The sequence below is a fragment of the Tenacibaculum sp. MAR_2009_124 genome (genome assembly GCF_900105455.1).
In the GTDB taxonomy this organism is placed as follows: domain Bacteria; phylum Bacteroidota; class Bacteroidia; order Flavobacteriales; family Flavobacteriaceae; genus Polaribacter.
The window spans coordinates 387,936-412,369 of record NZ_FNSF01000002.1 but is presented as its reverse complement, the minus strand read 5'-3'; the positions used below and the strand labels follow the sequence as shown (position 1 = coordinate 412,369).

The 24,434-nt window shown below is 31.6% G+C and carries 24 protein-coding genes, 1 other RNA gene and 1 pseudogene; 9 read left to right on the top strand and 17 right to left on the bottom strand.

What is annotated here, in order from left to right; genetic code table 11:
• The first annotated feature begins 10 nt into the window (after positions 1-10).
• Positions 11-775, top strand: coding sequence for a hypothetical protein (locus BLW23_RS08310; RefSeq protein ID WP_093668779.1), 765 nt, complete (start codon positions 11-13; stop codon positions 773-775).
• Positions 776-1,347: 572 nt separating this feature from the next.
• Here the strand turns inward: BLW23_RS08310 and BLW23_RS08305 are convergent.
• The 3 genes from BLW23_RS08305 to BLW23_RS08295 form a co-directional block, all read right to left on the bottom strand.
• A complete protein-coding gene (locus tag BLW23_RS08305) occupies positions 1,348-1,839 on the bottom strand; it encodes a GNAT family N-acetyltransferase (RefSeq protein ID WP_093668778.1) in 492 nt (163 codons plus the stop codon).
• Positions 1,840-1,932: 93 nt separating this feature from the next.
• A complete protein-coding gene (locus tag BLW23_RS08300; protein WP_143032129.1) occupies positions 1,933-2,460 on the bottom strand; it encodes a hypothetical protein in 528 nt (175 codons plus the stop codon).
• A 516-nt stretch (positions 2,461-2,976) separates the two neighbouring features.
• Positions 2,977-3,738: a DUF481 domain-containing protein gene (locus tag BLW23_RS08295; protein ID WP_093668776.1), complete on the bottom strand. Its 762-nt coding sequence runs from the start codon at positions 3,736-3,738 to the stop codon at positions 2,977-2,979.
• A gap of 921 nt (positions 3,739-4,659) precedes the next feature.
• Here BLW23_RS08295 and BLW23_RS08290 point away from each other — a divergent pair.
• Entirely contained in the window at positions 4,660-5,085 is a 426-nt protein-coding gene (locus BLW23_RS08290) for a hypothetical protein (protein ID WP_143032128.1), read from the top strand.
• A gap of 315 nt (positions 5,086-5,400) precedes the next feature.
• Here BLW23_RS08290 and ssrA read toward each other — a convergent pair.
• Positions 5,401-5,797: a transfer-messenger RNA gene (gene ssrA / locus BLW23_RS08285) on the bottom strand.
• A 386-nt stretch (positions 5,798-6,183) separates the two neighbouring features.
• Here ssrA and BLW23_RS08280 point away from each other — a divergent pair.
• Both BLW23_RS08280 and BLW23_RS08275 read left to right on the top strand, forming a co-directional pair.
• Positions 6,184-7,389, top strand: coding sequence for an NAD(P)-dependent oxidoreductase (locus tag BLW23_RS08280; protein WP_093668774.1), 1,206 nt, complete (start codon positions 6,184-6,186; stop codon positions 7,387-7,389).
• 22 nt (positions 7,390-7,411) lie between these two features.
• Complete coding sequence (locus BLW23_RS08275) at positions 7,412-7,627, top strand: DUF3820 family protein (protein ID WP_093668773.1); 216 nt, start codon at positions 7,412-7,414, stop codon at positions 7,625-7,627.
• Between the two features lie 239 nt (positions 7,628-7,866).
• Here the strand turns inward: BLW23_RS08275 and BLW23_RS08270 are convergent, their stop codons facing one another.
• The 9 genes from BLW23_RS08270 to kdsA all read right to left on the bottom strand — a co-directional run bounded on the left by BLW23_RS08270 (position 7,867) and on the right by kdsA (position 14,683).
• Positions 7,867-8,226, bottom strand: a complete 360-nt coding sequence (locus BLW23_RS08270; protein WP_093668772.1) for a dihydroorotase — start codon at positions 8,224-8,226, stop codon at positions 7,867-7,869.
• A 265-nt stretch (positions 8,227-8,491) separates the two neighbouring features.
• Positions 8,492-8,869: a ribosomal maturation YjgA family protein gene (locus tag BLW23_RS08265; protein WP_093668771.1), complete on the bottom strand. Its 378-nt coding sequence runs from the start codon at positions 8,867-8,869 to the stop codon at positions 8,492-8,494.
• A 10-nt stretch (positions 8,870-8,879) separates the two neighbouring features.
• The gene (gene creD / locus BLW23_RS08260) at positions 8,880-10,265 is read right to left on the bottom strand and encodes a cell envelope integrity protein CreD (protein WP_093668770.1); all 1,386 of its coding nucleotides are present in this window, start codon (positions 10,263-10,265) and stop codon (positions 8,880-8,882) included.
• 83 nt (positions 10,266-10,348) lie between these two features.
• The gene (locus BLW23_RS08255) at positions 10,349-10,813 is read right to left on the bottom strand and encodes a Coq4 family protein (protein ID WP_093668769.1); all 465 of its coding nucleotides are present in this window, start codon (positions 10,811-10,813) and stop codon (positions 10,349-10,351) included.
• Between the two features lie 43 nt (positions 10,814-10,856).
• Positions 10,857-11,153 carry a winged helix-turn-helix domain-containing protein gene (locus BLW23_RS08250; RefSeq protein ID WP_093668768.1) on the bottom strand — a complete coding sequence of 99 codons (297 nt, stop codon included), beginning with the start codon at positions 11,151-11,153 and terminating at the stop codon, positions 10,857-10,859.
• A 9-nt stretch (positions 11,154-11,162) separates the two neighbouring features.
• On the bottom strand, positions 11,163-11,774 hold the full coding sequence (locus BLW23_RS08245) for a hypothetical protein (protein WP_093668767.1): 612 nt from the start codon (positions 11,772-11,774) through the stop codon (positions 11,163-11,165).
• An 84-nt stretch (positions 11,775-11,858) separates the two neighbouring features.
• Positions 11,859-12,839 (bottom strand): transglutaminase domain-containing protein, encoded by a 981-nt coding sequence (locus BLW23_RS08240; RefSeq protein ID WP_093668766.1) that lies wholly within the window; start codon positions 12,837-12,839, stop codon positions 11,859-11,861.
• A 28-nt stretch (positions 12,840-12,867) separates the two neighbouring features.
• Complete coding sequence (locus BLW23_RS08235) at positions 12,868-13,821, bottom strand: transglutaminase domain-containing protein (RefSeq protein WP_093668765.1); 954 nt, start codon at positions 13,819-13,821, stop codon at positions 12,868-12,870.
• A gap of 43 nt (positions 13,822-13,864) precedes the next feature.
• Positions 13,865-14,683, bottom strand: a complete 819-nt coding sequence (gene kdsA / locus BLW23_RS08230) for a 3-deoxy-8-phosphooctulonate synthase (RefSeq protein ID WP_093668764.1) — start codon at positions 14,681-14,683, stop codon at positions 13,865-13,867.
• A gap of 74 nt (positions 14,684-14,757) precedes the next feature.
• On the opposite strand from kdsA, the gene BLW23_RS08225 reads away from it, so the two are divergent.
• The 5 genes from BLW23_RS08225 (at position 14,758) to BLW23_RS08205 (ending at position 19,755) form a co-directional block, all read left to right on the top strand.
• Complete coding sequence (locus tag BLW23_RS08225; protein WP_093668763.1) at positions 14,758-15,747, top strand: M28 family peptidase; 990 nt, start codon at positions 14,758-14,760, stop codon at positions 15,745-15,747.
• A 182-nt stretch (positions 15,748-15,929) separates the two neighbouring features.
• Positions 15,930-17,402 carry a S8 family peptidase gene (locus BLW23_RS08220; protein ID WP_093668762.1) on the top strand — a complete coding sequence of 491 codons (1,473 nt, stop codon included), beginning with the start codon at positions 15,930-15,932 and terminating at the stop codon, positions 17,400-17,402.
• Positions 17,403-17,508: 106 nt separating this feature from the next.
• On the top strand, positions 17,509-18,024 hold the full coding sequence (locus BLW23_RS08215) for a DUF4136 domain-containing protein (RefSeq protein ID WP_093668761.1): 516 nt from the start codon (positions 17,509-17,511) through the stop codon (positions 18,022-18,024).
• 5 nt (positions 18,025-18,029) lie between these two features.
• Positions 18,030-18,389, top strand: coding sequence for a TfoX/Sxy family protein (locus BLW23_RS08210; RefSeq protein ID WP_093668760.1), 360 nt, complete (start codon positions 18,030-18,032; stop codon positions 18,387-18,389).
• Between the two features lie 145 nt (positions 18,390-18,534).
• A complete protein-coding gene (locus BLW23_RS08205) occupies positions 18,535-19,755 on the top strand; it encodes an IS4 family transposase (RefSeq protein WP_093667314.1) in 1,221 nt (406 codons plus the stop codon).
• A 57-nt stretch (positions 19,756-19,812) separates the two neighbouring features.
• Here BLW23_RS08205 and BLW23_RS08200 read toward each other — a convergent pair whose 3' ends face one another.
• From BLW23_RS08200 to BLW23_RS08185, 4 genes and pseudogenes are all read right to left on the bottom strand, one after another.
• Positions 19,813-21,648, bottom strand: coding sequence for a DUF349 domain-containing protein (locus BLW23_RS08200; RefSeq protein ID WP_093668759.1), 1,836 nt, complete (start codon positions 21,646-21,648; stop codon positions 19,813-19,815).
• A gap of 86 nt (positions 21,649-21,734) precedes the next feature.
• Positions 21,735-22,490: a shikimate dehydrogenase family protein gene (locus BLW23_RS08195; RefSeq protein ID WP_093668758.1), complete on the bottom strand. Its 756-nt coding sequence runs from the start codon at positions 22,488-22,490 to the stop codon at positions 21,735-21,737.
• Positions 22,471-23,477, bottom strand: a pseudogene (locus BLW23_RS08190) (DUF368 domain-containing protein). The gene BLW23_RS08195 and the pseudogene BLW23_RS08190 overlap by 20 nt, the downstream one beginning before the upstream one ends.
• 33 nt (positions 23,478-23,510) lie before the next feature.
• A complete protein-coding gene (locus tag BLW23_RS08185) occupies positions 23,511-24,434 on the bottom strand; it encodes a polyprenyl-phosphate transporter (RefSeq protein ID WP_093668757.1) in 924 nt (307 codons plus the stop codon).

The following is a 24,434-nucleotide window of genomic DNA, read 5'->3' as shown; positions in this document are numbered from 1 at the left end:
TTTTTTAAACATGAAAATTACAATGTCTTACCAAAACTTAAAAACAGCTTGTTTATTAACTGCCATGGCTTTTGTTGGAATCAGCTGCTCCAAAAATGAGGATGTCCCTAACGATAAAGGAAGTTTGAGTGTAAGTGCAAAAAGTACTTTAAACCAAACAGCAGGAAGAAGTGCTACCGATCAAACTGATTTTGAAATAACTAAATTCTTATTAAACGTAAAAGAGTTTGAATTAGAATTAGATGTTGAAGATAATGAAGATTCAGCTGCTAACGATGATCAGTGGGATGATGATGGAGTATTAGGATTTGATGATGAAATTGAATTAAATGGTCCTTTTGAAATTAACTTATTAGAAAACCAAGTTACTTTCTTAGATGTTGAATTACCAACTGGTCAATTTGAAGAGTTAGAGTTTAAATTTGCTCCAAGCACAAATGAAAACAGTTTGTTATTTGAGAAATCAATTTTAATTAAAGGAAATATTCAAGGAACTCCTTTTATCTTCTGGCATAACTTTGAAGAAGAAGTTGAAATTGACTTTGAAAACCCTGAATTAGATATTCAAGTTTCTCAAGTTGAAGAAAGTATTGTAATCGATTTCGATTTAAATCAAGTATTTGACCTTACTACTGGAGTTGACTTAACTACTGCTACTGATGGAAACAATGATGGAACTATTGAAATTAGTCCTTCTGACGCAGATGGAAACAATCAATTAGCAGATGCTATTGTAGAAGCTATTAAAACAGCCATCGACTTATTAGACGAATAAAAGTTCCCCGGACTTTGAAGGACAGTTAAAACTGTTTCCCCTTGATTGAATGTCATAATTAAAAACCAGTTAATTTAAAATTAACTGGTTTTTTTATATAGACTACAAACTGCTAAAAAAGCTTAGATGTATTATACCATATGCAACTTGAAACACTCCTAATAAAACACTTTTCATCTCTCTATTTCAGAATAAAAAGAAGAAATTATTCATTTTCTTTTGCAGTTGTTTCTAACATTACTTGGTATATGAATTTTAAAAAAGTATTACCATTAAAGAACCCAACTTGCATAGGGCTCTTTACGGTAACAATATGCATACATATAACAACTTTGTTAACGAGCTAAAAATTAATTAATTAATAATTACTCTTACTATTTAAAGTATTAATATACTTACTCTTTTCAGCCGTAACAATATAGTACAATAGTAATTTGTTTTTTTGGTTTATAAAATAGGCAAAATCCCTAGTTAAGTACTACTCAATATCCCGAATTCACATAGGTTTTTTACTACTATTACAAAAGGCACAAAACTCTAAAAAAACAACTAAAACACTAACTACAAGAAACTTAAAACCAATCACTACTCGCCAAAACTACTGATGTTTCGATTTGTCGATCAGGGACTGACCAATATGTTTTTAACAAGTTATTTTTTTCATTTTTAGATACTATTCTAAATTTATGCTTTTCATAAAACGAAATCGCCCAAGATGCATCAGCCCAAGTACCTATAAGAACTGGGAAATCAGTTATTTCAATTAAATGACTCAACAACTTCCCTCCAATTCCTTTTTTTCGAGCCATAGTACGCACATAAGCGTGCCTTATTAAGGTAACATCACTTTTAAATTGAATTCCCATAACGCCCAGAATTTTGCCATTTTCAACATAACTCCAAAACTCAACACCTTCTTCTATTTGAACCATGAGTTCTTCCTTAGACATATAAGGCTCCTTCCATCGGTCTTTCGGTATAATTCCCTTATATGCAATGGACGCATCATTAATAATTTCGAAAATGGTATTAAAGTCTTCGACATGGTCACTTTTAACAATCATAATTAGTTCTTTTTAGAGGTTTTGAAGTTAGAAAATCTTCAAAATTTCATTCCAAACTAAATGTTAAAACTGAATTAGGTGTGTTTAGATTTATTAGTTGGTTAAATAATACACAATATCTAAAAGTTCCATTGAAGTTGGAGCTCCTAAATCTAATGAAGACTCTGTATCAAATGTCATTGTACAAAAAGAATTTGCAGCCAAACTCAAACAAGGCTCCGAAGCACTTGATGAATAACTTGTGCTAAACTGAAGTCCATCGGATTTAATTGTTAAATATGGGAAGCCATTTACATTTGCATCACTATTATTCATAAGCTTTATTTCAAATTGCAATCTTGACGTGTTATTCCCTGTATCTGGAGTATACTCAAATCGAATTATTTCATAGGTGAAACTTTCTAACTGAGGTGGTAAATCTATTTGTTGTGGTTCTTGTATATCTGGTAAGTCACAAGGTACTTCTTGAGTTGTACTGTAATTATATGTTTGTCCATTTACCATATAAAATTGGGGTATCGTAATGGTTTTGGTGCAATCTTCACTTCCGTTTTCTGAGCAATTGATGAATAGAAAACAAATTAATAATGGACCTATCAGGTTCCTTACTTTATTTTTCATGTGTATCTTTTTAATTGTTTTTCAATAGTCGCCGATAATCTTTAATGTTTAAAATTTCATGGATATCTAGCTATCCTCAAGAACAGTATTCAATAGTAGCAAGAATTTCTCGACACAAAATTATCCTTCATTTCATTCAAAATAATTTAACTCGATAGTATTCTAATCATTATTTCAAACATCTGCCTTTCATATGTTTAATATTTGTTATTCGTTGTATAAAGTTATCAAAAGATACTCAAAAAATAAATACACTCTCAAAATAAAAAAACCATTCATCTACAGTTTAGCTATTAATCTATAGATGAACGATACTCGCGTGAAAAGGAACACAACCCAACTAAAAAAGAAAAATACAGGTCTAATCCGTTGTAGTTTTACGGTGTAATCAAAACAAAAAATCAAAAAATCTTTGTTCCCCTTAAAACATTTGTTTTCCCCTTAATATTAGCAGAGCCCTTCTCAGGGCTCTTCCCCTTTTTAAGATATTATACCTTTTACAAATTGAAATTACCGTTATTGATAAGTTTTTAGAGTCAAACCAAAAGTTAAAAAACGATCTTGTTGCTTCTGGTCTTTAATGACAATGCTTTCGTGCGTATGCAAGTAATTCACTTTAAAGTTTAAGAATTTCCATACAGGTAGTTCCATACCTAAATCCATCCGCCATCTAAAATTATTACTCTTTTCCAAGGAAGGTTGAAAATAACTTTCATGGGTAAGAATGACTCTTTTTTTGAATAGGGAATACTTTCCGTTTACCCATAATGTTCCTCGAGCGGTTCTTATATTTTCATTCGTATCATACTCAGCATAATTAAACCCCGTTTCTGAAAAGTTTGTATGTTCATACTCTCCCGTTAAAGAAAGCTTTAACCAATTGTCTTTACCCTGTAAAATTTGATAAGTTGCTCCCGCTCCCACTAAATAACGAACATCTATTTCTCTTCTAAAATTTGTACTTGCAATTGCTAAAATTAACGGATAGAGCTTTTTCTCTGGATTTAAGTATAAAAAATTCAAGCTCAAAAAATCTTCATCGGCCTTCTCTTTTCCGAATTCCTGATAAACAAAAGAATTTTGCGATTTAAAAACCCAGTTGCGCCAAGGTTTTATGCTAACATCTGATTTTGCTCTAAAAATAAGGGTTTCAACATTTCCATCTTGCCAAAACCCTGTTAATGATAGTTTTCCTTTAAATTTCAAAGAATCACTTTCATTTATTTGAGCCAAAAGCATTAAGGGAGAAAAAATTAAAAAGAATAGACTTCTCTTCATCGTATTTTTTGCTTTTACTTCACTGTTATTGATAACAACCTCTAAAAAATTATTTTTTTAAATGAACTCATTTAAAAAAATATCAATTCGAATGATTTTATAAACGATCATCTTTAAGATAAATCTATATACCATTTGTAATTTGAAGTAACTGTGATAAAACACTTTTTTTCTTTTACAGTAATTCCAAACATCAACTAATCTTCATACTAAACTATATGAATATCTATTTTTAATAGCTCACTCGAATTGATATTTTGCCTTATAAATAAACTTTTAATGGAAAAACAAAATTAAAGAGGTTTGTTGGTATTCATAAAAATATAAACCTATACAAAAACCATACACTTTAACTATTCTTCCCTGATAGTTTGGGGATTCTTTCTTTTTTTAATATTTAATTCCCCAATATTTCCACCTATCTATAGATATAGGAACTTCAAAGAGGAAACTGCTTTACAACATCTAAAAAAATTAAAAGAGAGTAATAAATCAGGTAAATTTGAATAACAAACAGAAAAATATTTATTTCCCCTTTAACCCAAATTGTGCTAAAAAAGAGTTCATCAAAATGAACTCTTTTTTTATGTTCTATTAAAAAACCTGACGATAATATACGTGTACTTCCGAATTTATTTCGGAATTCATAATACTATAAAACAAATGTGTTTGATAAGAACCTAAAACAAGTTCCGAGAGGCTAACGCTTGCCTCTGGCAAGTGATTACTATATGAGTATGTTATACTCAATTGTGCTTATCCTTTATGGCACTCCCCTCCCTTGAGCGTTGGCCTTTAGTTTCTTTTTCTAAAGAAGAAAAATGTAAAAAGGCATTTTATCGCGATAATTTAAAATTATAGTGCATTTGACGCAACCATATGACACAAGGTTCGTCTATAATAAAACCAAATCATGTTAAAATGAAAAAATTACTATTCTCTACTTTAATCGGTCTGACAATTTTGAGCTGCTCAAAAAACAATGACAACCAAAACTCAATGAATCATAACTTTGAAACTATTATAAGCAAAGAACAATATGCAAATGCCCCTTCTGACGAACTAACAATTAACAGTCTGGATATAAACGATAACCGTTTGAAAATTAATTTCAGTTCAGGAGGTTGTAGCGGAGATACTTGGGTCTTGAAGTTGATTGACTCAGAAAATATTATAGAATCTTCCCCACCTCAAAGGAATTTAAGATTGTCTTTAAAAAATGACGAATTATGCGAAGCGTTAATAATAAAAGAAATATCCTTCGACATTTCAAACTTACAAGTTGAAGGAAACCAAGTTCGATTGAATATCACTAACAGTGATGAAAGTATTTTGTACAAATATTAAAAAACGACAACACAATCGAGTACACAACTCTCTTCATTTTACCAGTGTACATCTTAGATGAATGCTTACTGCATTAGCATGGTATATTCAGTTGCGACTATCTGTAAAACAAACATACTTGATGAGAAAATGAAACATGTTCCGAGAGGCTAGCGCTTGTCTCCGACGAGTGCTTACTATATCAGTGCGATATGTTCAGTTGTACTCATCCTTGACGGCACTCGACACAGTCGAGCGCTAACCTGAGAAAGTAGAATCAACAATTATAATAGAAAAAACCTCAACCATTTAAACATAAATGATTGAGGTTTTTAAATGTGGAGACGCCGAGAATCGAACTCGGGTCCAAACAAGCAGCTCAAAGGCTTTCTACATACTTAGTTTTTGTTTAGTTTTCATCTTAAAGCTGACCAAAAACTGCCTACTTTAAGCCTATCTCCTTTAGTTTCAAAAACCTATCGAAGTGCTAAGTTTTCTATGTTTATTTTTACGATGCCCAAAAGTGAAACGCCATAAACCAAGGCTTTTCGTGGACATTTAGCTTGCGCACCTAGTGCGCCGAGGCTTATAATCTTACTATAATTCGGATTAAGCAGCTAAAGCGTAATTATTTTCGCCGTTTAAAAAGTTGAAATAAGTTTTACGAGTTGTCATTTCACTCCTCGGTATGCTTACGTTATCACTGACCTTGCTGTCAAAACCAGTCGTCCCCAATATGTCAAAGATTCTTTTTGTATTCTAAAAAAAAGTACAAAAACAAGCGGATGCAAATATAAACAAATACTACAATTCAGGAGATCTTTTTTCTAGTTCCTTTTATTGAAGTCTTCCTCACTTTTTCTATTACTTAAAAAATGTTAGCGATTTCCGTTATTCCGAATTTATTTCCAAATCTCTTCATGTTACAAAAATATGTGTGACGAGAACCTGAAACAGGTTCAGATTGATTGTTATGATCTGTTGCCAATTAGCTATAATCATTTACTTAAAAATCTACTTCAGATGACTTGTAAAATCATTCAAAAAAAAGTATTTTCGCAATGTTTGTTATAAATAATAACATTAAATCTTTATTTGTTTAATTTTAATACAATAAATATGAAATTTGGAATTATAAGAGAACGTAAGAATCCTCCTGATAGAAGAGTTGTTTTCTCGCCTCAGAAATTGCAAGAATTTCAACAAAAGTTTCCAGAAGCAACAATTGTTATAGAAAGTTCAGATATTCGAGTTTTTTCAGATGATGAATATAGTCAGGTAGGATTTGAGGTAACCAATGATCTTTCTGATTGCGATGTTCTTTTAGGGGTAAAAGAAGTTCCGGTTGATCATTTAATTCCAAACAAAACCTATTTTTTCTTTTCACATACCATAAAGAAACAGCCTTATAATCGCAAGTTGCTACAAGTAATTCTTGAAAAAAACATCAATTTAATTGATCATGAAACTATTATTAAGGAAAATGGTGCCAGACTCATTGGTTTTGGTCGCTATGCTGGATTAGTTGGGGCCTATAATGGATTTAGAGCTATTGGTTTAAAAGAAGGGTTATTTGAATTACCTAAAGTAGAAACTTTAGCTGATTTAAATGCAATGAAAAAAGAATTGGACAAAATTACAGTTCCAAACTTAAAAATAGCCTTATCTGGTTCTGGTAAAGTTGCTTTTGGTGCGAAAGAGATTTTGGATCACTTAGGTATTAAACAAGTAAGCGATGCCTTGTATTTAACTTCCAAATTTACAGAGCCTGTTTATTGCTTGATTGATGTTATGGAATATAACAGACGTATTGATGGCAAAGTTGGAGACAAATTTGCTTTCTATGATAATCCTACTGGTTATGAAAGTAATTTTATGCCATATGCTAAGGAAACGGACTTCTTCATTGCTGGTCACTTTTACGGTGATGGTGCACCTTTTTTATTTACCCGTGAAGATGCAAAGAAAAATGAATTCAATATAAAATACGTTGCCGATATTTCATGTGATGTAAACGGCCCAGTGGCTTCAACGATTAGACCTTCAACTATTGCTGATCCTATTTACGGTTATGATCCTATAAATGAAAATGAAGTAGACTTTAAAAATGACAATGCCATTACAGTAATGGCCGTTGATAACTTACCTTGTGAATTACCTAAGGATGCAAGTGAAGGTTTTGGCGATATGTTTTTAGAACATGTTATTCCTGCTTTTTATAATAACGATAAAGATGGTATTTTAGCACGCGCACAAATGACCAATAACGGAAAATTAACAGAGCGTTATGCTTATCTTCAAAATTATGTTGATAGCAAAGAATAGCTAATTCTGCCTTTAAAATTACATGGATACAAACAAACAGTTTTTAATAGATACTGCGAATATGAAAATGCCTTTTGGTAAATATAAAGGTACTTATTTAATAGAAATCCCTGAATACTATATTGTTTGGTACAAAAACAAGGGGTTTCCCAATGGTAAACTGGGTCAAATGATGACTTTGGTTTATGAATTAAAATTAAATGGACTTGAAGATATATTAAGAAAAATCAGAGGTTAAAAGACCTCTGATTTTTTTATTATTTATAGCTTAGCTAAGCTACAGATCCATCCATATTTCAGGACCGTTTGTCAGTTTGAATATCGATCTTCTGAAAGATTTATCGAGAACTATTCGATACTTTTCTTCTTATTCTTTATCAGAAAAACCAACTAATGTAACACTAGATAAGTTACCAATCGAATTTTATCTTATACACAAACTAAACTTGAATAATAGGATAAGACCTTAATAGCATTCTATATTTTTAATAATTCTTTACTAGTAAGAGCATCGGCAATGTTAACTTTAACATATTTATGACTTTTAAAAAAATACTTTTTTGAGCTTAAGCTAATTGTAGCTATTAAATCGCCTTTGCTGTTTTCTTTAATTGAAGTTACCTCAACTTTTTGCCCTCTTACCTTACTGTAGTTAGCAATACCTCCTCTTTTTACAATGAAATTGTCTTTAGGAAATTTAATATGCGTATAATTATCATTAGCAACTTCGCCAACTAGGAATACATCTCCTACTTTGATTGAAGTTTCTGAACTTTGAGCATATCCAATACCCGAAATCATGACCATAAAAAGGCCTAACAATATATAATTCTTCATAATAGTTGTTTTTTAGTTTAAGTTGCACAAAATTAAAGAAAATTCAAAACGTGTACAACCAATTGAATAACAGATAACTGCAATTTACCTTTAAATATTCTCTTTCTTTTTAAAAGATTCTAAATTTTCGAACCTCAAAAACATGATTATAACAATTACACCGTTTTCATTTTATAATTCTCAATATGCTAATATTGAACAACCTTGGCACGAATATTTTTCGCAACGCAGCACAAACACATGGAAAACAGCATACTACCATTTACTATTTGAAATTACCGTAAAAGTTAGCTCTTTTTTCCACTATGATAATTAAAAGTACTCCCAGGAAATATGCTATTAAATCGTAGATACTAAATGTAGCACCGAAAATAATTTTTGCCATTCTATTTTCCTCAAGCCCTACTAACTCTAAAATAGGAGTTAATTGGAGAAACTCAATTGTAAAAGAAAAAACTAAAACACCTAATGCTATTGATATTGATGCGGCTTTGAAAAATGATTTTACAAGACAATACAATAAAATGACTACTAAAAAATCTCCAAATGTATGTCTGATAAAACCACTCAACTGAGCTATTCCTATTTCAACTAATAATAGAATAACAAAACTTAAAAAATAATATTTATTAAAAGTAAACATGCTTTCCTCATTAATTATTATTCTCCCAATCTATTTTCCTCGAAGCAAACATCACAATAGCTAATATCATAAATAAACCAATACTTCCTACTAATAATGCATAACTTTCAAGTTGAATGATAATATAAATAAACACATATAACATGCCTAATGACATCCCTACAAGTACTGGAAACTTATAATTATTAAAAATCGATTTTGAATACAAACTTATTAAGAAAACCACCGCTATTGAAGCGACAATATATGCTAAAAAGAAACTACTATGTTCAGATATTGAAATAAGCAACGTATAAAATAATACCAACGCAATTCCTATCATTAAATATTGAAACGGATGAATGATTATTTTACTCATGGTTTGAATGAGAAAAAACACTAAGAATGTTAGCCCTATAACTAAAAACCCGTACTTAGCCGATCGCTCACTTTTTTGGTATTCGTCTACAGGAATCATAAAATTAACACCAAAAGCGTAATTTCTTAAGTCGGGTATTCCTGAAAAAAACTGTTGAGAAAATGGTCGGTTAATAGCTAATACTTTCCACTTAGCATGAAAACCTTCATCTGTAATTTTATCTGAATTATAAGGTAAATATTCTCCCAAGAAGTTAGCTGTTTTCCAATTGGATGAAATTTCAACATTCGTTTCTTTTCCAACAGGAATAAAACGGATTTGTTTACTTCCATTTATTTGTAGGTCTAACTTAAATTCAGATCTTTTTGTTAATGGTAAATCATCTTTTTCAAGAAACTTACTTTCCAAAGTATGTAATTTCACAGAACGATAATACCCATTAGAATTCTCTTTACTATCGCGCTTAGCATTAAAGGCATACTTGTTTTTATGAAGCTGAAGCGATACTAAACTATTCACTCCTTTTAAATTGGATACCTCTATAATTAGTTTCGATTTTTCCCAAAGTATATCTTCATCTTTTACTTCTATTTCACTAAAATCCGGTTGTTCAAAATTACCAGAAACATGAATACCACTTTTATAAACAGCCGTTTTATAAATCCCTCTCTTCTTCTCTTCTGGATTTATAGTTGATTTTACTTGTAGTGTTTCTGGGAAAAAATGAGCGTACTTAATTTCTTCGGTTCGTTCTTCTCGATATTCTTTAGATGAGTTATTATATATTTTTTTTACCTGGTACGTTTTATAAGGCACCTTTAACATTGGTCCATAAAACAACACCTCATTTCCCCATTTATTGCTTATTTCTTCTACCACCTCCTTTTGACGCCCTTTGCGTTCATAAATCATTTTTTTTATATAAGATAGTGGTATTAATAATAAAATAATTAAAATTCCAATCATAAACATTCTGGCAGTGATGGATGTTTTTATCCATTTTCCAAACTTTCCTCCTTGTGCTTGTAACTTTTCCATTAATATGTATTTATTGTGTTTGTTATACCATTTTCGATTTGAAATTACCGTAATAAAACGTTCTCTTTTCTTTTACAGTAATTTCAAACACCAACTGGTATTATTAAAAATTTTTCTCTCAATTTAGAAATGGGAACATGTAGTAATTTTTCATAATTAGCCTTATAAAATGGTATACATTCCTTCCCATAGACATAAGATGCTTTATAGTATTTCGCATATTCTGGCAATAAAAAAACGCCAGCAATGAGACTCATTAACAAATACAAACTCCTCTTCCCATTTCCAAAACAGGCAAATTGTAATGCAATTTCATCTTCTACTTGAATTCCATATCCCAGTAATACATGAAAAATATCATGTGATTCTGTTTTTGGAATGAGATCGAAATTGTACTTTTTTAAAAATTCACCCAATGCCCCTCCAAGTGTCCCTCTGGGCAATTGAAGCAATTCTCCCTTCGTCGTATTCCAGGCCTTCTTTTTCTTAAGTTTTAAATACGCTTTTTGTGTTTTTTCAAACAACCAAATAACAAATCTCTTTCTCATAATTTAAAGTACTTTGAAATTCAAAGTTTGTTTATAAAAAAATTTATTTAATATGAATTAGTTTTTCTAAAGCCTCAATATGTTTTTGAAATTCCACTTTCCCCTTATCAGTAGCAAAATATCTTGTATTAGGTTTCCTTCCAACGAATTGTTTTTCAATACGTATAAATACTGCTTTTTCCAGTGCCTTCGCGTGACTTGCTAAATTACCATCTGTAGCCCCAAGAAGCTCTTTCAAGGTATTGAAATCGGCATATTCATTCACCATTAAAATAGACATAATTCCTAGCCTAATTCGATGATCAAAAGCTTTGTTTATATTTCCTAGTAAATTTTTCAAAAAACTTATTTAACTATTTTTATCGTATTTAATATACATTAACGCTCCATATACAATGTGCATTATTCCAAAACCTAGCACCCAAAACCAGAAACCATATCCAGGAATGCAAGCGCTTATTAAGCCCAGTAAAATTTCAGTCAACCCAAGGTATTTTACATAACCAAGTGTGTATTTTGAGGCCGAAAATAAGGATATTCCATAAAATAATAACATCAAAGATCCTGATTGTCCGTAACGACCTTGACTTAACATGATAACAATATAAATTCCTCCTGCCACTAAAGGCACTAAAAAATTAAACAACAACCTTCTCGTTGTAGCATCCCAAATACTTTCGTTGTTCTTTTTTGCTTTTTGAGTCGTTAATAATATTGCTGTTCCAATACTTAACACGCCCACTCCTATTAAAATCAACAAACACTTTTTAAACAAAGCACCATGCAATGTTAAATACCCTTTTCCTTCGAAGTTTACAAGCCAATGCGCATACCAAGCTCCTAGTAATGCATATATTCCAGCTAAAATTCCAGACAACCCACTTAAAGAAATAAACCTTGATGATTTATTCATTAGGTTTTTAATTTCAGTAATGTCTTGTAAATATTTTTCTTTATCCATTATAAAGTACTTTGAAAAACAAAGTAACTAATTTTATTTGTATTCTACAAGATTTATTTTTTAAATTTTTAATATGAAATATGGCTAATCTTTTTCTATAAGTACTTTGTATTGAACAGCCAGCGTATTATCGATATAAAGGTTTAAGAAAGTATTTTGAAAAGGCTTTTTAAATGAATATTTAAATCCTTCTACTTCCTTTGAAATTTTAGGTTTTCTTACAACTCCATCATTTGAATACGTACACAGAACAGTACTTCCTTTCTTTATTCCTTTAAGTTTTAAACTTACCCTTCTGTCACTCTTTTTGACTTTTATTTCGCCGTTTTTAGGACTTATTATCGCTAAATTCGATTTCACAAACGTATCCATATAAAATGGTTGATTGCAAAACTCCTCCAATTTGTTGTGACCTAAGTACTCCTGCCACAAAATTTCAGAAGGAAAATGTGTTACTTTCATTTTTTCCTTTGAACAATCAAAATATTCTGTATCCAATTCATTTTGCCAAACTCCTCTATAATCATGTCCAGAACCAAAAGTAACATCCATAAGCAACCATCTGTCATCAATTTTAACGGCATTCCAAACATGATTCTTTTTTCTAGGAATGATTCCTATTTTGTGGACTGAAGTTTTCGTATATCCTCGAATCAGTTCATTTTCGATTTTCATTAAATCACACAATTTTTTAAATAACAGCGAATATCCTGCACAAACCGCTCTTCGATTCGCAAAAGCTTTTTCAATGACACGCCTATTCTTGTATTCCTTTAATCTTTCAAACGAATCATCTCCATAATAAGCTAATAACTCAGGTGAAGGAATTACATTAGAATCATTATAGCTAAGGTTAAAAGCAATCCAAGTAAATATAGCTCTTGCCTTTTCTATTTTAGTATTAAAATCATAGTCAATTCTTTTGTACAGATTATCAATAGATGAAACATTACTATAGGAAAGTATTATTTTATCCACTCGTTCAAGAGAAGAATCAGTCCCTTTTTTTTGAGAGCACAATAAAGTAGTTGATAATAAGAAAACTAAGAGAATAATCCTTTTCATATGTAAAGTTTTCTCTAAAATAACGAAATTAAATCAATTTGAACTCCACATGAACTTTACCATCAATTACAAGAAAAAGTCGATTACTCTTTCTAAAAGACTTTACTTTCACGTAACCGATACTGTCCTTGTAAGTTATCTCTGGCTTTTGAGCATATCTATTGGTGCTTATTCCATATAAAACTCTTTGAACTGAATCTAAGTTTTTTATTTTAAGCGTAAGTTCTTTACTTTTTCTTTTAGCTATAATTCCTTGAAGTGGTTCTATCAGTTCAAGATTAGTTCGTAAAAATTCTGTAGTATAAATAGGTTGACTATAAAACTCTTCTCTAGAAAGTCTACTTCCAAATTTCCATCGCCTATTTTCAGGAAAATGTGTTTTTAAATAATGTTCTCTTGGAATATCATAATAGTAATCGTCATAGCTTTGCTGCCATCTTCCATTTATAACCGACCCTGCAGCCCAAGTAGCATCAACTATTCTCCACTCACTATTCACTTTCACCAAATTCCATGCATGATTCGGTATTTGCTGCTCATTACCTATATCATAGGTTGAATTTCTAACATAACCTTTAACAACTACATTCTCTAACCCTAAATGGGTGTAAATTTTTGATAACGTTTGAGCGTAGCCTTCGCATACAGCCTTCTTGGTCTTTAAAGTATGATCAACAATACTGTCCTTAATTGCTAAAAGCTTTCTTCTTTTTTCTTCTTCATCACGGTATCTAAAACCAATAACTTTTCTTTTAGGATCGCTATAAGCAAACAAATTATACTTAATATTGTTCGCTATCCAACAAAACGCAGCCTCAGACCTTTCTTCATTTGAAGAAAAGTCTTTTAAAATTTTCGCAGCTAAACGCTTTGCAGAAAGATCACTCGGGTATTTTGAAGTAACGGCCTTACAGTCTATACTCCGTTGCCCGTTTACAGCGAAAGATACTAGTAAAATACCAATTAAAAGTTGTTTTATCATTTGATAGGGTTACTGGTTTTAATGACAAATACAAAAACTGTGCCTATAATGATTTAACGACTTTTCTAATAGCAACTAAATTACCTAATAATTTTTCAAGATGCTTCAAGTCTAACATATTTGCTCCATCGCTTTTTGCATTTGCAGGATCAAAATGAGTTTCCAAAAATAAACCATCTACATTATTCACTATTCCTGCTCTGGCAATAGTTTCAATCATATCGGGTCTTCCTCCGGTTACGCCACTTGTTTGATTTGGTTGTTGTAACGAATGTGTTACATCAAGAACTGTCGGTGCAAATTGTCTCATTGTTGGAATTCCTCTAAAATCCACAATCATATCCTGATATCCAAACATAGTACCTCTATCGGTAATCCAAGCTTTCTTGTTTCCTGAATCATGCACCTTCTTAACGGCGTGTTTCATTGCCTCTGGACTCATGAACTGACCTTTCTTAAGGTTTACCACTTTTCCTGTTTTTGCTGCGGCAACAACAAGATCCGTTTGCCTCACCAAAAACGCTGGAATTTGCAATACATCAACATATTCAGCAGCCATTGCCGCATCAGATACTTCATGAATATCTGTTATGGTTGGTACATTAAATGTTTCCGACACCTTTTTTAAAATCTTCAATGCCTTTTCATCTCCAATTCCTGTAAAACTATCTACCCTACTTCTATTCGCCTTTTTAAAACTACCTTTAAAAACTAAAGGTATTTCCAACTTATCTGTAACCTCTATAATTCGTTCTGCTATGCTAAGAGCCATTTCCTCTCCTTCAATTGCGCAAGGTCCAGCTAAAAGAAAAAAGTTTCCAGAATTACTATGTTTTATATTAGGAATTTCCGATAAATGCATATTTGTGATTTAATTTTGCTGCAAAAATAAGAAATAAAATTAGCTTATATTGTAGTCTACAAAATCAAATTAACATGAAGAAAACTACCCTCATTTTTTCAACACTATTACTAACACTTCTTTCGTGCAAGCAAATAGCTCAAACAAAATCAGAAGAAAAACCAGCGAACATAGAAAATGAAAATTCTTTAAAAGCGAAAATAGAATCCGTTATTGTAAAGAAACATTTATACGCTTTATCTTCTGATGAAATGCAAGGTAGAAAACCTGGTACTGAAGGAATGGAAAAAGCGACAAAGTATATTGAAAACGAATACAAACGTATTGGTTTAAAAACGTTTAAAGATTTAAATAGCTACCGTCAAAATTTTATTCATGATAACATAGAAATGAGTAATATTATTGGGATGCTTGAAGGAAGTTCAAAGAAAGATGAATTCGTTATAGTCTCGGCACATCATGATCACCTAGGTATGAAAAAAGATGGAGAAGGTGATCTTATATTTAATGGTGCCAATGACGATGCTTCCGGAGTCGTTGGAGTGCTTTCTCTGGCAGAATATTATGCTCAAAAAGGAAACAATGAGAGAAGTATATTATTTGTTTGCTTTACAGCAGAAGAAATAGGTTTAGTTGGTTCAAATTACTTCGGCAAAAACATTGACCCAGAACAATTTGTTGCTGGAATCAATCTCGAGCTTATTGGAAAGCAGCCAAAAACAGGACCAAAAACTGCATGGTTAACAGGTTTTAATCGATCAGACTTTGGAAAAATTATCCAAAAGAACCTAAAAGGAACCGACTATCAACTATTTCCAGACCCATACACCAAATTTAATCTATTCTTCAGATCCGATAATGCTTCACTGGCTAAATTGGGTGTACCTTCTCATACTTTTTCAACAACGTCGATTGATACCGATGAACATTACCATAAAGTATCTGACGAAGCTGAGACTTTAAATATACAAGTACTTACCGAAACGGTCAAAGCCGTTGCTAAGGGAACCGAAAGTATTATTAAGGGAACCGATACTCCAACTAGAATAAAATTGACCGAGTAGTCAAAATTACAGTATAAATAAAATGTAAAGCAAAGATCAAGTCTTTGCTTTTTTATTTGTAAAATTTTAAGCGTTAGCTTGTGAAATTTACATTTTATTAAGATTTTTTTTATACTCAAAACCTTTTTTGTCTTGTTTTTTTAATATATTCGTGAAAATCAACAAAATAACTCTTCTCAATTATGAAAAAACACATTTTGAGTCTTGGAATCATCCTTGCGATGTTTTCATGTTCACACAACGAATCTATTGAAGAATCAAACATTCAACAAGAAGAACTACTTACGAAAAAAGAAATTAATGACATTATTAAGAGATCTATTGAATCTTCAGGAGACTTCCTTTGGTCAGATCAAGACGTGCATACTATATATAGTGCGTTAAAACATGGTAATGACATTTTAACTGTTGGATATGGTTCGACAAAAGATAATTTTGAAAGAAGTCCAACTTCAGAAACAATTAAACAAGACATTTTAACCTTAATTAATTCAACAGAAAAAGCATTTTCAAAAGGGAAAAATGAAATTTACGCTGATGACAACATTAATGTTATAGATGTAAAAATTAATAATCAAGAAACCTTAACTGCCCTTTTAAATGACAGCAGTGTTCGCTATATAGAACCCGCCGACTATAGCTTTTTTGAAAATGAGCAAGTACGATCATCAAAAGGTTGCGGGTACAGACAACAAAACTTAAGCAGTAGTGATTACAGAACAGTTGCTCCTGGAGCTAGAGTACCATGGTCTTTTGATTTACACAAAATACCTCAAGCTTGGAATCATAGTACAGGTGCAGGTATAACTATTGCTGTAATCGATACAGGACTTTCTCCTCAACAAAAATGGATGAACCAATATTTTAATGATGGTTATTCTAATGGAAGAACTGTTCAAAAATATGGTACTTTCGTTGATTCTTGGTGGCCATGGTCTAATAACTACGATGGAGTTAATGACAAATGCGGTCATGGAACAAGTATGGCTTCTGTTGCTACCGCTCCAAGAAACAATAATAACCTACCTGTTGGAGTAGCCTATAATGCTAATTTAGTTTCTTATAGAGCAGTTGAAAATGTAATAATCGATGACTATCATGAAAAAAGAGGTGTTGCCGAGGCATTAACTGCTTTAGGAAAGCGAAGTGATGTGAAGGTTATATCAATGTCTATAGGATCACCTTTTAGCATTAGCAGAGTTAAAGACGCAGTTAAATATGCTTATAACAGGGGTAAAATGATTATTGCTGCCGGAGGAACCTCTACTACTTTCACGACTTGGTTCGGAGTTATTTTCCCTGCCTCTATGAATGAAACTGTTGCTGTTACAGGTATAAAAGAAGGGGTTTATGACAATTGTGACACCTGTCATTCTGGTTCTAAAATTGATTTCACAATTCAAATGCAACGTACTAATGGTACGGATAACAAAGTACCTGTTTTAAGTTATTATAATGGTAAATCAGATTACGAAGGAGGTTCTTCAATCGCTACTGCAACCACAGCAGGAATTGCAGCACTAGTTTGGTCTAAGCACCCAAGTTGGTCAAGAGCTCAAGTATTACAAAAAATGAAGCAGTCATCTGACTATTATCCGTCTAAAAACTCGGAGTACGGTCATGGAAACATCAATGCCCTGAAAGCAGTGCAATAAGCTTCATAAATTATGATAAGATAAAAGCCTCGTTTAAACGGGGCTTTATGCTTTATTTAACTTTTTGCAGCACGGTTTTTGGATCAACTGCTCAAAACTATCTACCATGAAAAAACTTATCTATTTAACCTTATTATTAGTATTAACTATTAGCTGTACCGTTAATAGAACAAATTATGATTATGATAGTTATACCGATTTTACGAAGTACAAAACGTATAACTTTTTTAATGATGTTGGTAAAGGATTAAATGAACTCGATGTTAATAGAGTTCAAAATATTATTGCCCGACAGTTAAATTTACAAGGAATGGTCTATTCAGAAAATCCCGATGTTTTTGTTAATTTTGTGTCTGAAAAATGGGATGTAAATAACAACACAACTATCGGACTAGGAATGGGAGGTGATAATGTTGGAATCGGTATCTCTGGCATATCTCTTGGAGATGGAGATATTAAACAGAATATAACTATCGATTTAGTAGATGCTGGGAGTAACAAACTAGTATGGCAAGGATCTGTCCTAAGCCAAATAAGTCCAAATCTTTCTCCATCGGCTAAGAAAAAACATTTCGGAATTGCGATTAAGAAAGTTTTTCGAAAGTATCCTCCAAAAAGATAATTATTATGGCATATGATCAATTTTTAGCAGAGAGAATTTCATTTTTTTTTAACACTAAAAACACTCGCTTCAATGAAAAGAAAATGTTCGGAGGATTGTGTTTTATGATAAATGAAAAAATGTGCGTAGGAGTTCTACAAAATGAAGTAATGGCTCGAATTGATCCTGAAATATATGACGAAGCATTATCAAAAGATGGATGCTACGAAATGAACTTTACAGGACGTCCAATGAAAGGTTTTGTTTTTTTAAGAGATGAAGCCATTGATTTAGATGATGATTTACACTATTGGCTTCAACTGGCCTTAGATTTTAATCCAAAAGCAAAAATTAGTAAAAAGAAGAAAAAAAAACCGGGATCTTAATCCAGTCATGGTCGGAAGATTTTTCTTCCGACTTTTTTTGTTTCTAAGAAATAAAAAAAAATTATTTTAACCTGCTGTTTTTCAGCTGTTTAACTTGTTTTTGAGTATTGTTTCCTGTATCTTATATACTGATAATTAAGCTATTATGTCAGTATTTAAAGATCATAAAATATCCGTAAAAGAATTATTAGGTATTATTCCAGAAGCTCTTTTATCTAAATTATCATCCACAACTAATGTGGATTATTACACCAAAGTGCTTCATGGTAAAAAAATGTTTTATTTGTTGCTTTATGGTATTGTAGAAAACGAAAAATTAAGTCAACGTACCTTAGAAGATACTTTTAATGATTCTCTGTTTAAAACTCTTTTCAATTTAGATAAATCAGAATCCATCAGAAGAAGTTCTATCTCAGAAAGGTTATCTAAAATTGATTCCGATTATTTCGCTCAAATATATCAATGCATTTATAGCCAGTTTCACGATGCTTATCCAATGACTTCTAATAACGAAAAACATCAATTAGTTCATGTGGATAGCTCGATGGTTAGTGAAGCTGCTAGTAAATTATTAGAAGGAATTGATCATAAAAATGGTAAGAAATCTGTTAAATATACTATTACCTTTGATGGTTTATTGCCTTGTGAGTTTAAAGTGTTTACAGAACCTAAGTATTCCAGTGAAGATATGGCTTTGCCTGAAGTTATAATGGATCATGTAAAACAACACAAAAATCATAAAAATATTTACGTCATTGATAGAGGTCTTCAATCTACCAGAACCATGAAAGATTTTAGTGGTAATGATATTTATTTTATTGCTAGAGCAAAAGAAAATAGAAAATATGTAGAATTGGAATCTTTACTCGATAAAAATCAAAACTCTGACCTAGGAGAGTTAAGCCTTATAAAAGATAGTAAAGTATATCTGTATACTGGTAAAGCTATAAATAATAAGAGAGGAAATATTCACTATAAACAAGAGTTAGTAAAGACTCCTTTACGTTTGATTGTTGCAAAAACAAAAACTGAAGATCACAAAGAATTTTGTTTTATTTCTAATCAATTTGATCTCTCTGCTAAGGAAATTACGCAAGCCTATAGAAAGAGATGGGATATTGAGGTCTTTTTTCGCTTTATAAAGCAAGAACTAAATGTAAGTCACTTAGTATCTTTGAATAAAAACGGAATCAAAGTAGTTCTATATATGACTTTAATTGTAGCAATGTTAATAGCAATCTATAAAAAAGCTAACAATATTGGGTATAAAACGGCTAAAAGAAGGTTTAAAATGGAACTCAGAAATTTAGCCATTGCTATGATTGTGGTAATTTGTGATGGAAATTTAGATCATTTTGAAACTTAAAAATAAATGGTCGGAATTTCTTCCGACCATGACTGGATCTTAATCCCAGTTTTTTTTTTAATAATCTAATTTCTTTAAATAATCCAGCTTCAACTGCCAAATATCAAGTCCGTCTTTAAACTCTTGAATTCCATTTCTTACACCAATCACTAAAGGATTATCTTCAGTAGCGTTTGAAATAAAGCTCAAATTATTTTCTAACTGTTGCATTTCGCGAACATTTTCATCTATTTTTCTTCTTATGAACAACTGCTCACTATCTAGTTTTCTGTAATCTTCCTGCGCTAGATACCCATTAATAATATTTTTAAACTTCATTAATTCGATATCGGCTTTCCCCATATCTAATTTAACCAAGTGCGCATCAATTGCTTTATTGAATTTTTCATTTAAATGGCGAGCGTTTCTAGGTAATGCTCCTAAACTTCTCCATTTAGATATTGCTTCCTCAACATTCTCTAATGTTAAATTTTCTTCAGCTTTAATACCTTCTATAAATTCTTTTTTCGCTTCAACTAAAACAAGTTGTTCTTTATTCGCTTCGTTTTTACGCTCGTGTAACCTATCAAAATAATGATTACAAGCATTCTTAAAACGTTTCCATATTTCATCAGAATATTTCCTTGGAACATGACCTATTTTCTTCCAATCTGACTGAATGCGCTTCATTGTATTTGTTGATTCATCCCAATCATCACTATCTTTGAGACTCTCAGCCAACTCAACCAAGTCCATTTTCTTTTTTAAATTATCACTCTGGGCACTTTTCTCCGATTTATAAAAAGTATTCTTTTCAGTATTAAAACGTTTTGTTGCCGCTTTAAATTGTTGCCAAACAGCCTCACTTTTACTGTAAGGTAACTTACCAATATCAAAGTATTTTTTTCGAAGTGCCTCAATTTCTACAATACTCTTTTGCCAATCATTATGAGTTTTATTTCCAGAAGCATCATAGTTATTGATTTCTTCAACTACCTTTAACTTCGCCTCAATCATATCATGATATTTCGACTTGAGCTCTTTAAAATGTATATGGCGCCTATCATGAACTTTCTTTGTAGCTTCGCTAAATCTGTTCCAAACATCTTCTCTATGCTCTTTCCCAACAGGCCCTACATCTTCTTTCCATAAACGATGTAACTCTTGCAACTCTTTAAAAGCTAAATTAACATCTTGTATATTATCAAGAGCCTCTGCTCTATCAATTAACTTTAATTTTTCTTCTAGATTATGTTTGAAATCGAGTTCCCTAAAATCTTTATTTAAGTGCAATAAATCATAAAAACGTTCAACATGATGATGATAGGTTCTCCATGTATCGTTATATCTTGTTTTTGGCACTGGACCAACTTCTTTCCAGCTTTTCTGAATCTCTTGAAAGTCATTGTACATTGTTTTCACGTCTCCTTCCTCTATTAGTCTTTTGAGGCCTTCAATTAACGTATTTCTTCTTTCAAGATTGTCTTTTAATTGCTTTTCTAATTGTGAATAATAAGCGTCTCTTTTTTTCTTATATTCAGATAAAAGCTTATTGTATTCCGTTTTAACAGGGCTAGAAAACTTAAAATCGATCGAATTACCACCATCCGCTAAAAATGCTTCTTTCTTTTCAGCTAAAAGCTTACCAAATTTAGTATTAAATGATGTTTTAATAGCTTCGACGTTATTCTTAAGTTGCTGAACAGGATGTGCTTTGAGTAACTTTTCAAGTTCCTCTACTAATTTATCAAACTCCATTGCTCCGTAGTCCAACATCGGAATTTCATGCTTCTCTGCAGATTTTTCGGATTCATGCGCTACTTCATTTTCAACTTCATTTACAGCCTTCTCAGCATCAGTTACTTTTTCAATTTTTATTGAGTCTTCGATCTTTTCTTCCTTGTTTTCTAACATGTCTACAATGTTTAAGTTCCTTTTAATTAGAGGTTAAAGATAAGCATTCTTAGGCAAATGCACACCTTCTTTTAATTATCTATATATTATTTATTCCATATTTCCCAAGCTTTTTCAGCCTGTAACTCAAGCATTTCCAATCCATTTTTAATCGCTGCTCCTTGTTCTTTTCCTTTTTTTAAAAAGGTAGTTTCAGAAGGATTATAAATTAAATCATACAACAAATGCTTCTCATTTATGCATGAATATGGAATTTTTGGAGCTCTTTCAATATTTGGGTGAGTTCCTAACGGTGTACAGTTAACAATTAAAAAATACTTACTCAGTAACTCAGTATTCAATTCATCATATGTTAAGAAATCACCATTCTTATTTCTCGACACAAAAGAGAACTCAATTTTTAAGATTTCCAATGCATAAGCCACTGCTTTAGAAGCACCTCCAGTGCCCAAAATAAGTGCGTGTTTATGATGTTTCTTTAATAAAGGTTCTAACGATTTTTGAAATCCGAACACATCTGTATTGAATCCAATTAGTCTGCCATTTTTCTCTATTCTAATGGTATTCACAGCCCCTATTTTTTTTGCCTGTGGATCTACTTTATCGAGAAAATCGAAAATTTCCAATTTATAAGGAATGGTTACATTCATTCCTTTTAAAATTTCTTTATTCTCTAAAATCCTATTGGTTAGTTCTTTTAAAGATTGCAAATCAAAATTCACATAATTATGATCATCAAGTTTTAAATTAGAAAACTTGTCTGCAAAATACCCTCTTGAAAAAGAGTAAGAAATATCTTTACCTATAAGCGCAAATAATTTCTTAGTTCCTTTTTCTTCCATAAAAATCTATTATTAAAATTAACACGATTCCAAAAGCAATAAAACCAATAGAAATTAATGTTTCGGTTTCTTGGATTTCAGGAATGTATCGTTCGTAATTTTCAACTATTTTATTTCCTTTCTTATCTAGTAAAAATTGAGTTCCTTCCTTTTTATATATGGTTTGTTTCCAAGGCCAGACATTACCCAACGAGCCTGTTATAAAACCAATAATAACCGCAGTTACAATTTGATGCCATCTTTTAAGTACATATCCCAGAACATGAGAGATTGACACTAAACCAAAAGCAGAACCTGCTGTAAAAACTCCAATAATTTTCAAGTATCTCATCCTTATTGGATCTTCAATAAAATCGAAATTTCCAGATAAAACATTTGTAATTATACCCCCAACTCATTAACACTATCGACAAGAAGAAGTACATAATTACCTAAAAGAATAAGAATAAAAGACCCTGATAATCCTGGTAAAGTCATTCCCGAAACACCTATTATTCCACATAGAAAAACGAACCATAAATTGTCGTTTTCTTTCGCTGGAGTCATAAAACTAATAGCGATTCCTACAGAAACACCTATACCTAATGCTATGATATTTTTTATTCTCCAATCGCCAAAGTCTTTTGAAATATAATATATAGAACCTATAATCATTCCAAAAAACCAGGCCCAGACATAAATTTCATAGTTTTTTAAAAAATAATCCAATATCAACGATACACTGAAATAGCTACACATGCTACCAGCCATCACCAATACTAAAAACTGTAAATTTGTATATCGTGAAAAACTTTGGAAACGACCATTAAACAAAAGTTTGAACGCTTTTGCATTTACTCGTTGAAAGGTAAATATCAGTTCTTCATAAAACCCCATAACAAAAGCAACCATTCCTCCTGACACTCCTGGGACTTTATTCGCCCCACCCATTGTCAATCCTTTTAAGAATAAATTGACTTTCTCAATAAATGTACGCTCTTGATGCATTGGTTTTAGTTGGAACCACGAAGTTACGTATTTCTATTGCTTTTTTGTTGCTATTTTTTCTAATAAAATAATTAAACTGAATCCTAAAACTGACAAGGCTATAGCGTAAAATAACTGCGGGTCTCCGTCGTAATTATAAGGTAAAACACTTTTTTCTAGAAGAGGTTTAGCTTCTCCATGACGGTCAATATACGTAGTAAGTACTTTTTTCCATGGCCAAACTTTATTCAATGACCCTAACATAATTCCTGTCAAAGAAATTAACATCTCATTCTTATAATTTAAAAACAACCATTTTAACAACTTTGAAAAAGTTGTTAACCCAATAATAACGCCAACTGCTATAACAGATATCAACACTAAATCTCTATCTGAAAGAGCCTTCATTACCAAAGGATAAACTCCTATCAATAGCAATATATATGAACCAGAAATACCTGGTAAAATCATAGCACATGACGCAAGCGCTCCTGAGAAAATAAGAAATAAATAACCTGCTTCTTGTCCACCTATTGATGGCACTATCGTAATTACGTATCCTAGAACAACTCCTAAAACACCCAAAACAACTCCAGTTAAATTCCACTTTTCTACCTGCTTCCCTATATATAAAATACTCGCTAATACAAGTCCAAAAAAGAAAGCCCATAACAACACAGGCTCGTTTTTCAATAACCATTTTATCGCATTGGCCAATGAAAAAACGCTTGTGAGTATACCAATGAATAGCGCAAGTAAGAAGTTTCCGTTTAACTTTTCCCATGCTTTTTTTAATCCTTCTTTTTTTAAGGTTTTAAAAAGACCTAGATTAATATTACTTATTGACGTAAGCAACTCCTCATATATACCTGAAATAAAAGCAATTGTTCCTCCTGATACTCCTGGTACTACATCTGCAGCTCCCATTGCTATACCTTTCAATCCAATTACTAAATAGTCTTTTAATGATCTACTCAT

Coding starts and splice junctions, on each gene's coding strand:
- BLW23_RS08310 (WP_093668779.1), top strand. CDS start 11: ATGAAAATTACAATGTCTTACCAAAACTTAAAAACAGCTTGTTTATTA.
- BLW23_RS08305 (WP_093668778.1), bottom strand. CDS start 1,839: ATGATTGTTAAAAGTGACCATGTCGAAGACTTTAATACCATTTTCGAA.
- BLW23_RS08300 (WP_143032129.1), bottom strand. CDS start 2,460: ATGAAAAATAAAGTAAGGAACCTGATAGGTCCATTATTAATTTGTTTT.
- BLW23_RS08295 (WP_093668776.1), bottom strand. CDS start 3,738: ATGAAGAGAAGTCTATTCTTTTTAATTTTTTCTCCCTTAATGCTTTTG.
- BLW23_RS08290 (WP_143032128.1), top strand. CDS start 4,660: ATGAAAAAATTACTATTCTCTACTTTAATCGGTCTGACAATTTTGAGC.
- BLW23_RS08280 (WP_093668774.1), top strand. CDS start 6,184: ATGAAATTTGGAATTATAAGAGAACGTAAGAATCCTCCTGATAGAAGA.
- BLW23_RS08275 (WP_093668773.1), top strand. CDS start 7,412: ATGGATACAAACAAACAGTTTTTAATAGATACTGCGAATATGAAAATG.
- BLW23_RS08270 (WP_093668772.1), bottom strand. CDS start 8,226: ATGAAGAATTATATATTGTTAGGCCTTTTTATGGTCATGATTTCGGGT.
- BLW23_RS08265 (WP_093668771.1), bottom strand. CDS start 8,869: ATGTTTACTTTTAATAAATATTATTTTTTAAGTTTTGTTATTCTATTA.
- creD (WP_093668770.1), bottom strand. CDS start 10,265: ATGGAAAAGTTACAAGCACAAGGAGGAAAGTTTGGAAAATGGATAAAA.
- BLW23_RS08255 (WP_093668769.1), bottom strand. CDS start 10,813: ATGAGAAAGAGATTTGTTATTTGGTTGTTTGAAAAAACACAAAAAGCG.
- BLW23_RS08245 (WP_093668767.1), bottom strand. CDS start 11,774: ATGGATAAAGAAAAATATTTACAAGACATTACTGAAATTAAAAACCTA.
- BLW23_RS08240 (WP_093668766.1), bottom strand. CDS start 12,839: ATGAAAAGGATTATTCTCTTAGTTTTCTTATTATCAACTACTTTATTG.
- BLW23_RS08235 (WP_093668765.1), bottom strand. CDS start 13,821: ATGATAAAACAACTTTTAATTGGTATTTTACTAGTATCTTTCGCTGTA.
- kdsA (WP_093668764.1), bottom strand. CDS start 14,683: ATGCATTTATCGGAAATTCCTAATATAAAACATAGTAATTCTGGAAAC.
- BLW23_RS08225 (WP_093668763.1), top strand. CDS start 14,758: ATGAAGAAAACTACCCTCATTTTTTCAACACTATTACTAACACTTCTT.
- BLW23_RS08220 (WP_093668762.1), top strand. CDS start 15,930: ATGAAAAAACACATTTTGAGTCTTGGAATCATCCTTGCGATGTTTTCA.
- BLW23_RS08215 (WP_093668761.1), top strand. CDS start 17,509: ATGAAAAAACTTATCTATTTAACCTTATTATTAGTATTAACTATTAGC.
- BLW23_RS08210 (WP_093668760.1), top strand. CDS start 18,030: ATGGCATATGATCAATTTTTAGCAGAGAGAATTTCATTTTTTTTTAAC.
- BLW23_RS08205 (WP_093667314.1), top strand. CDS start 18,535: ATGTCAGTATTTAAAGATCATAAAATATCCGTAAAAGAATTATTAGGT.
- BLW23_RS08200 (WP_093668759.1), bottom strand. CDS start 21,648: ATGTTAGAAAACAAGGAAGAAAAGATCGAAGACTCAATAAAAATTGAA.
- BLW23_RS08195 (WP_093668758.1), bottom strand. CDS start 22,490: ATGGAAGAAAAAGGAACTAAGAAATTATTTGCGCTTATAGGTAAAGAT.
- BLW23_RS08185 (WP_093668757.1), bottom strand. CDS start 24,434: ATGAGTAGATCATTAAAAGACTATTTAGTAATTGGATTGAAAGGTATA.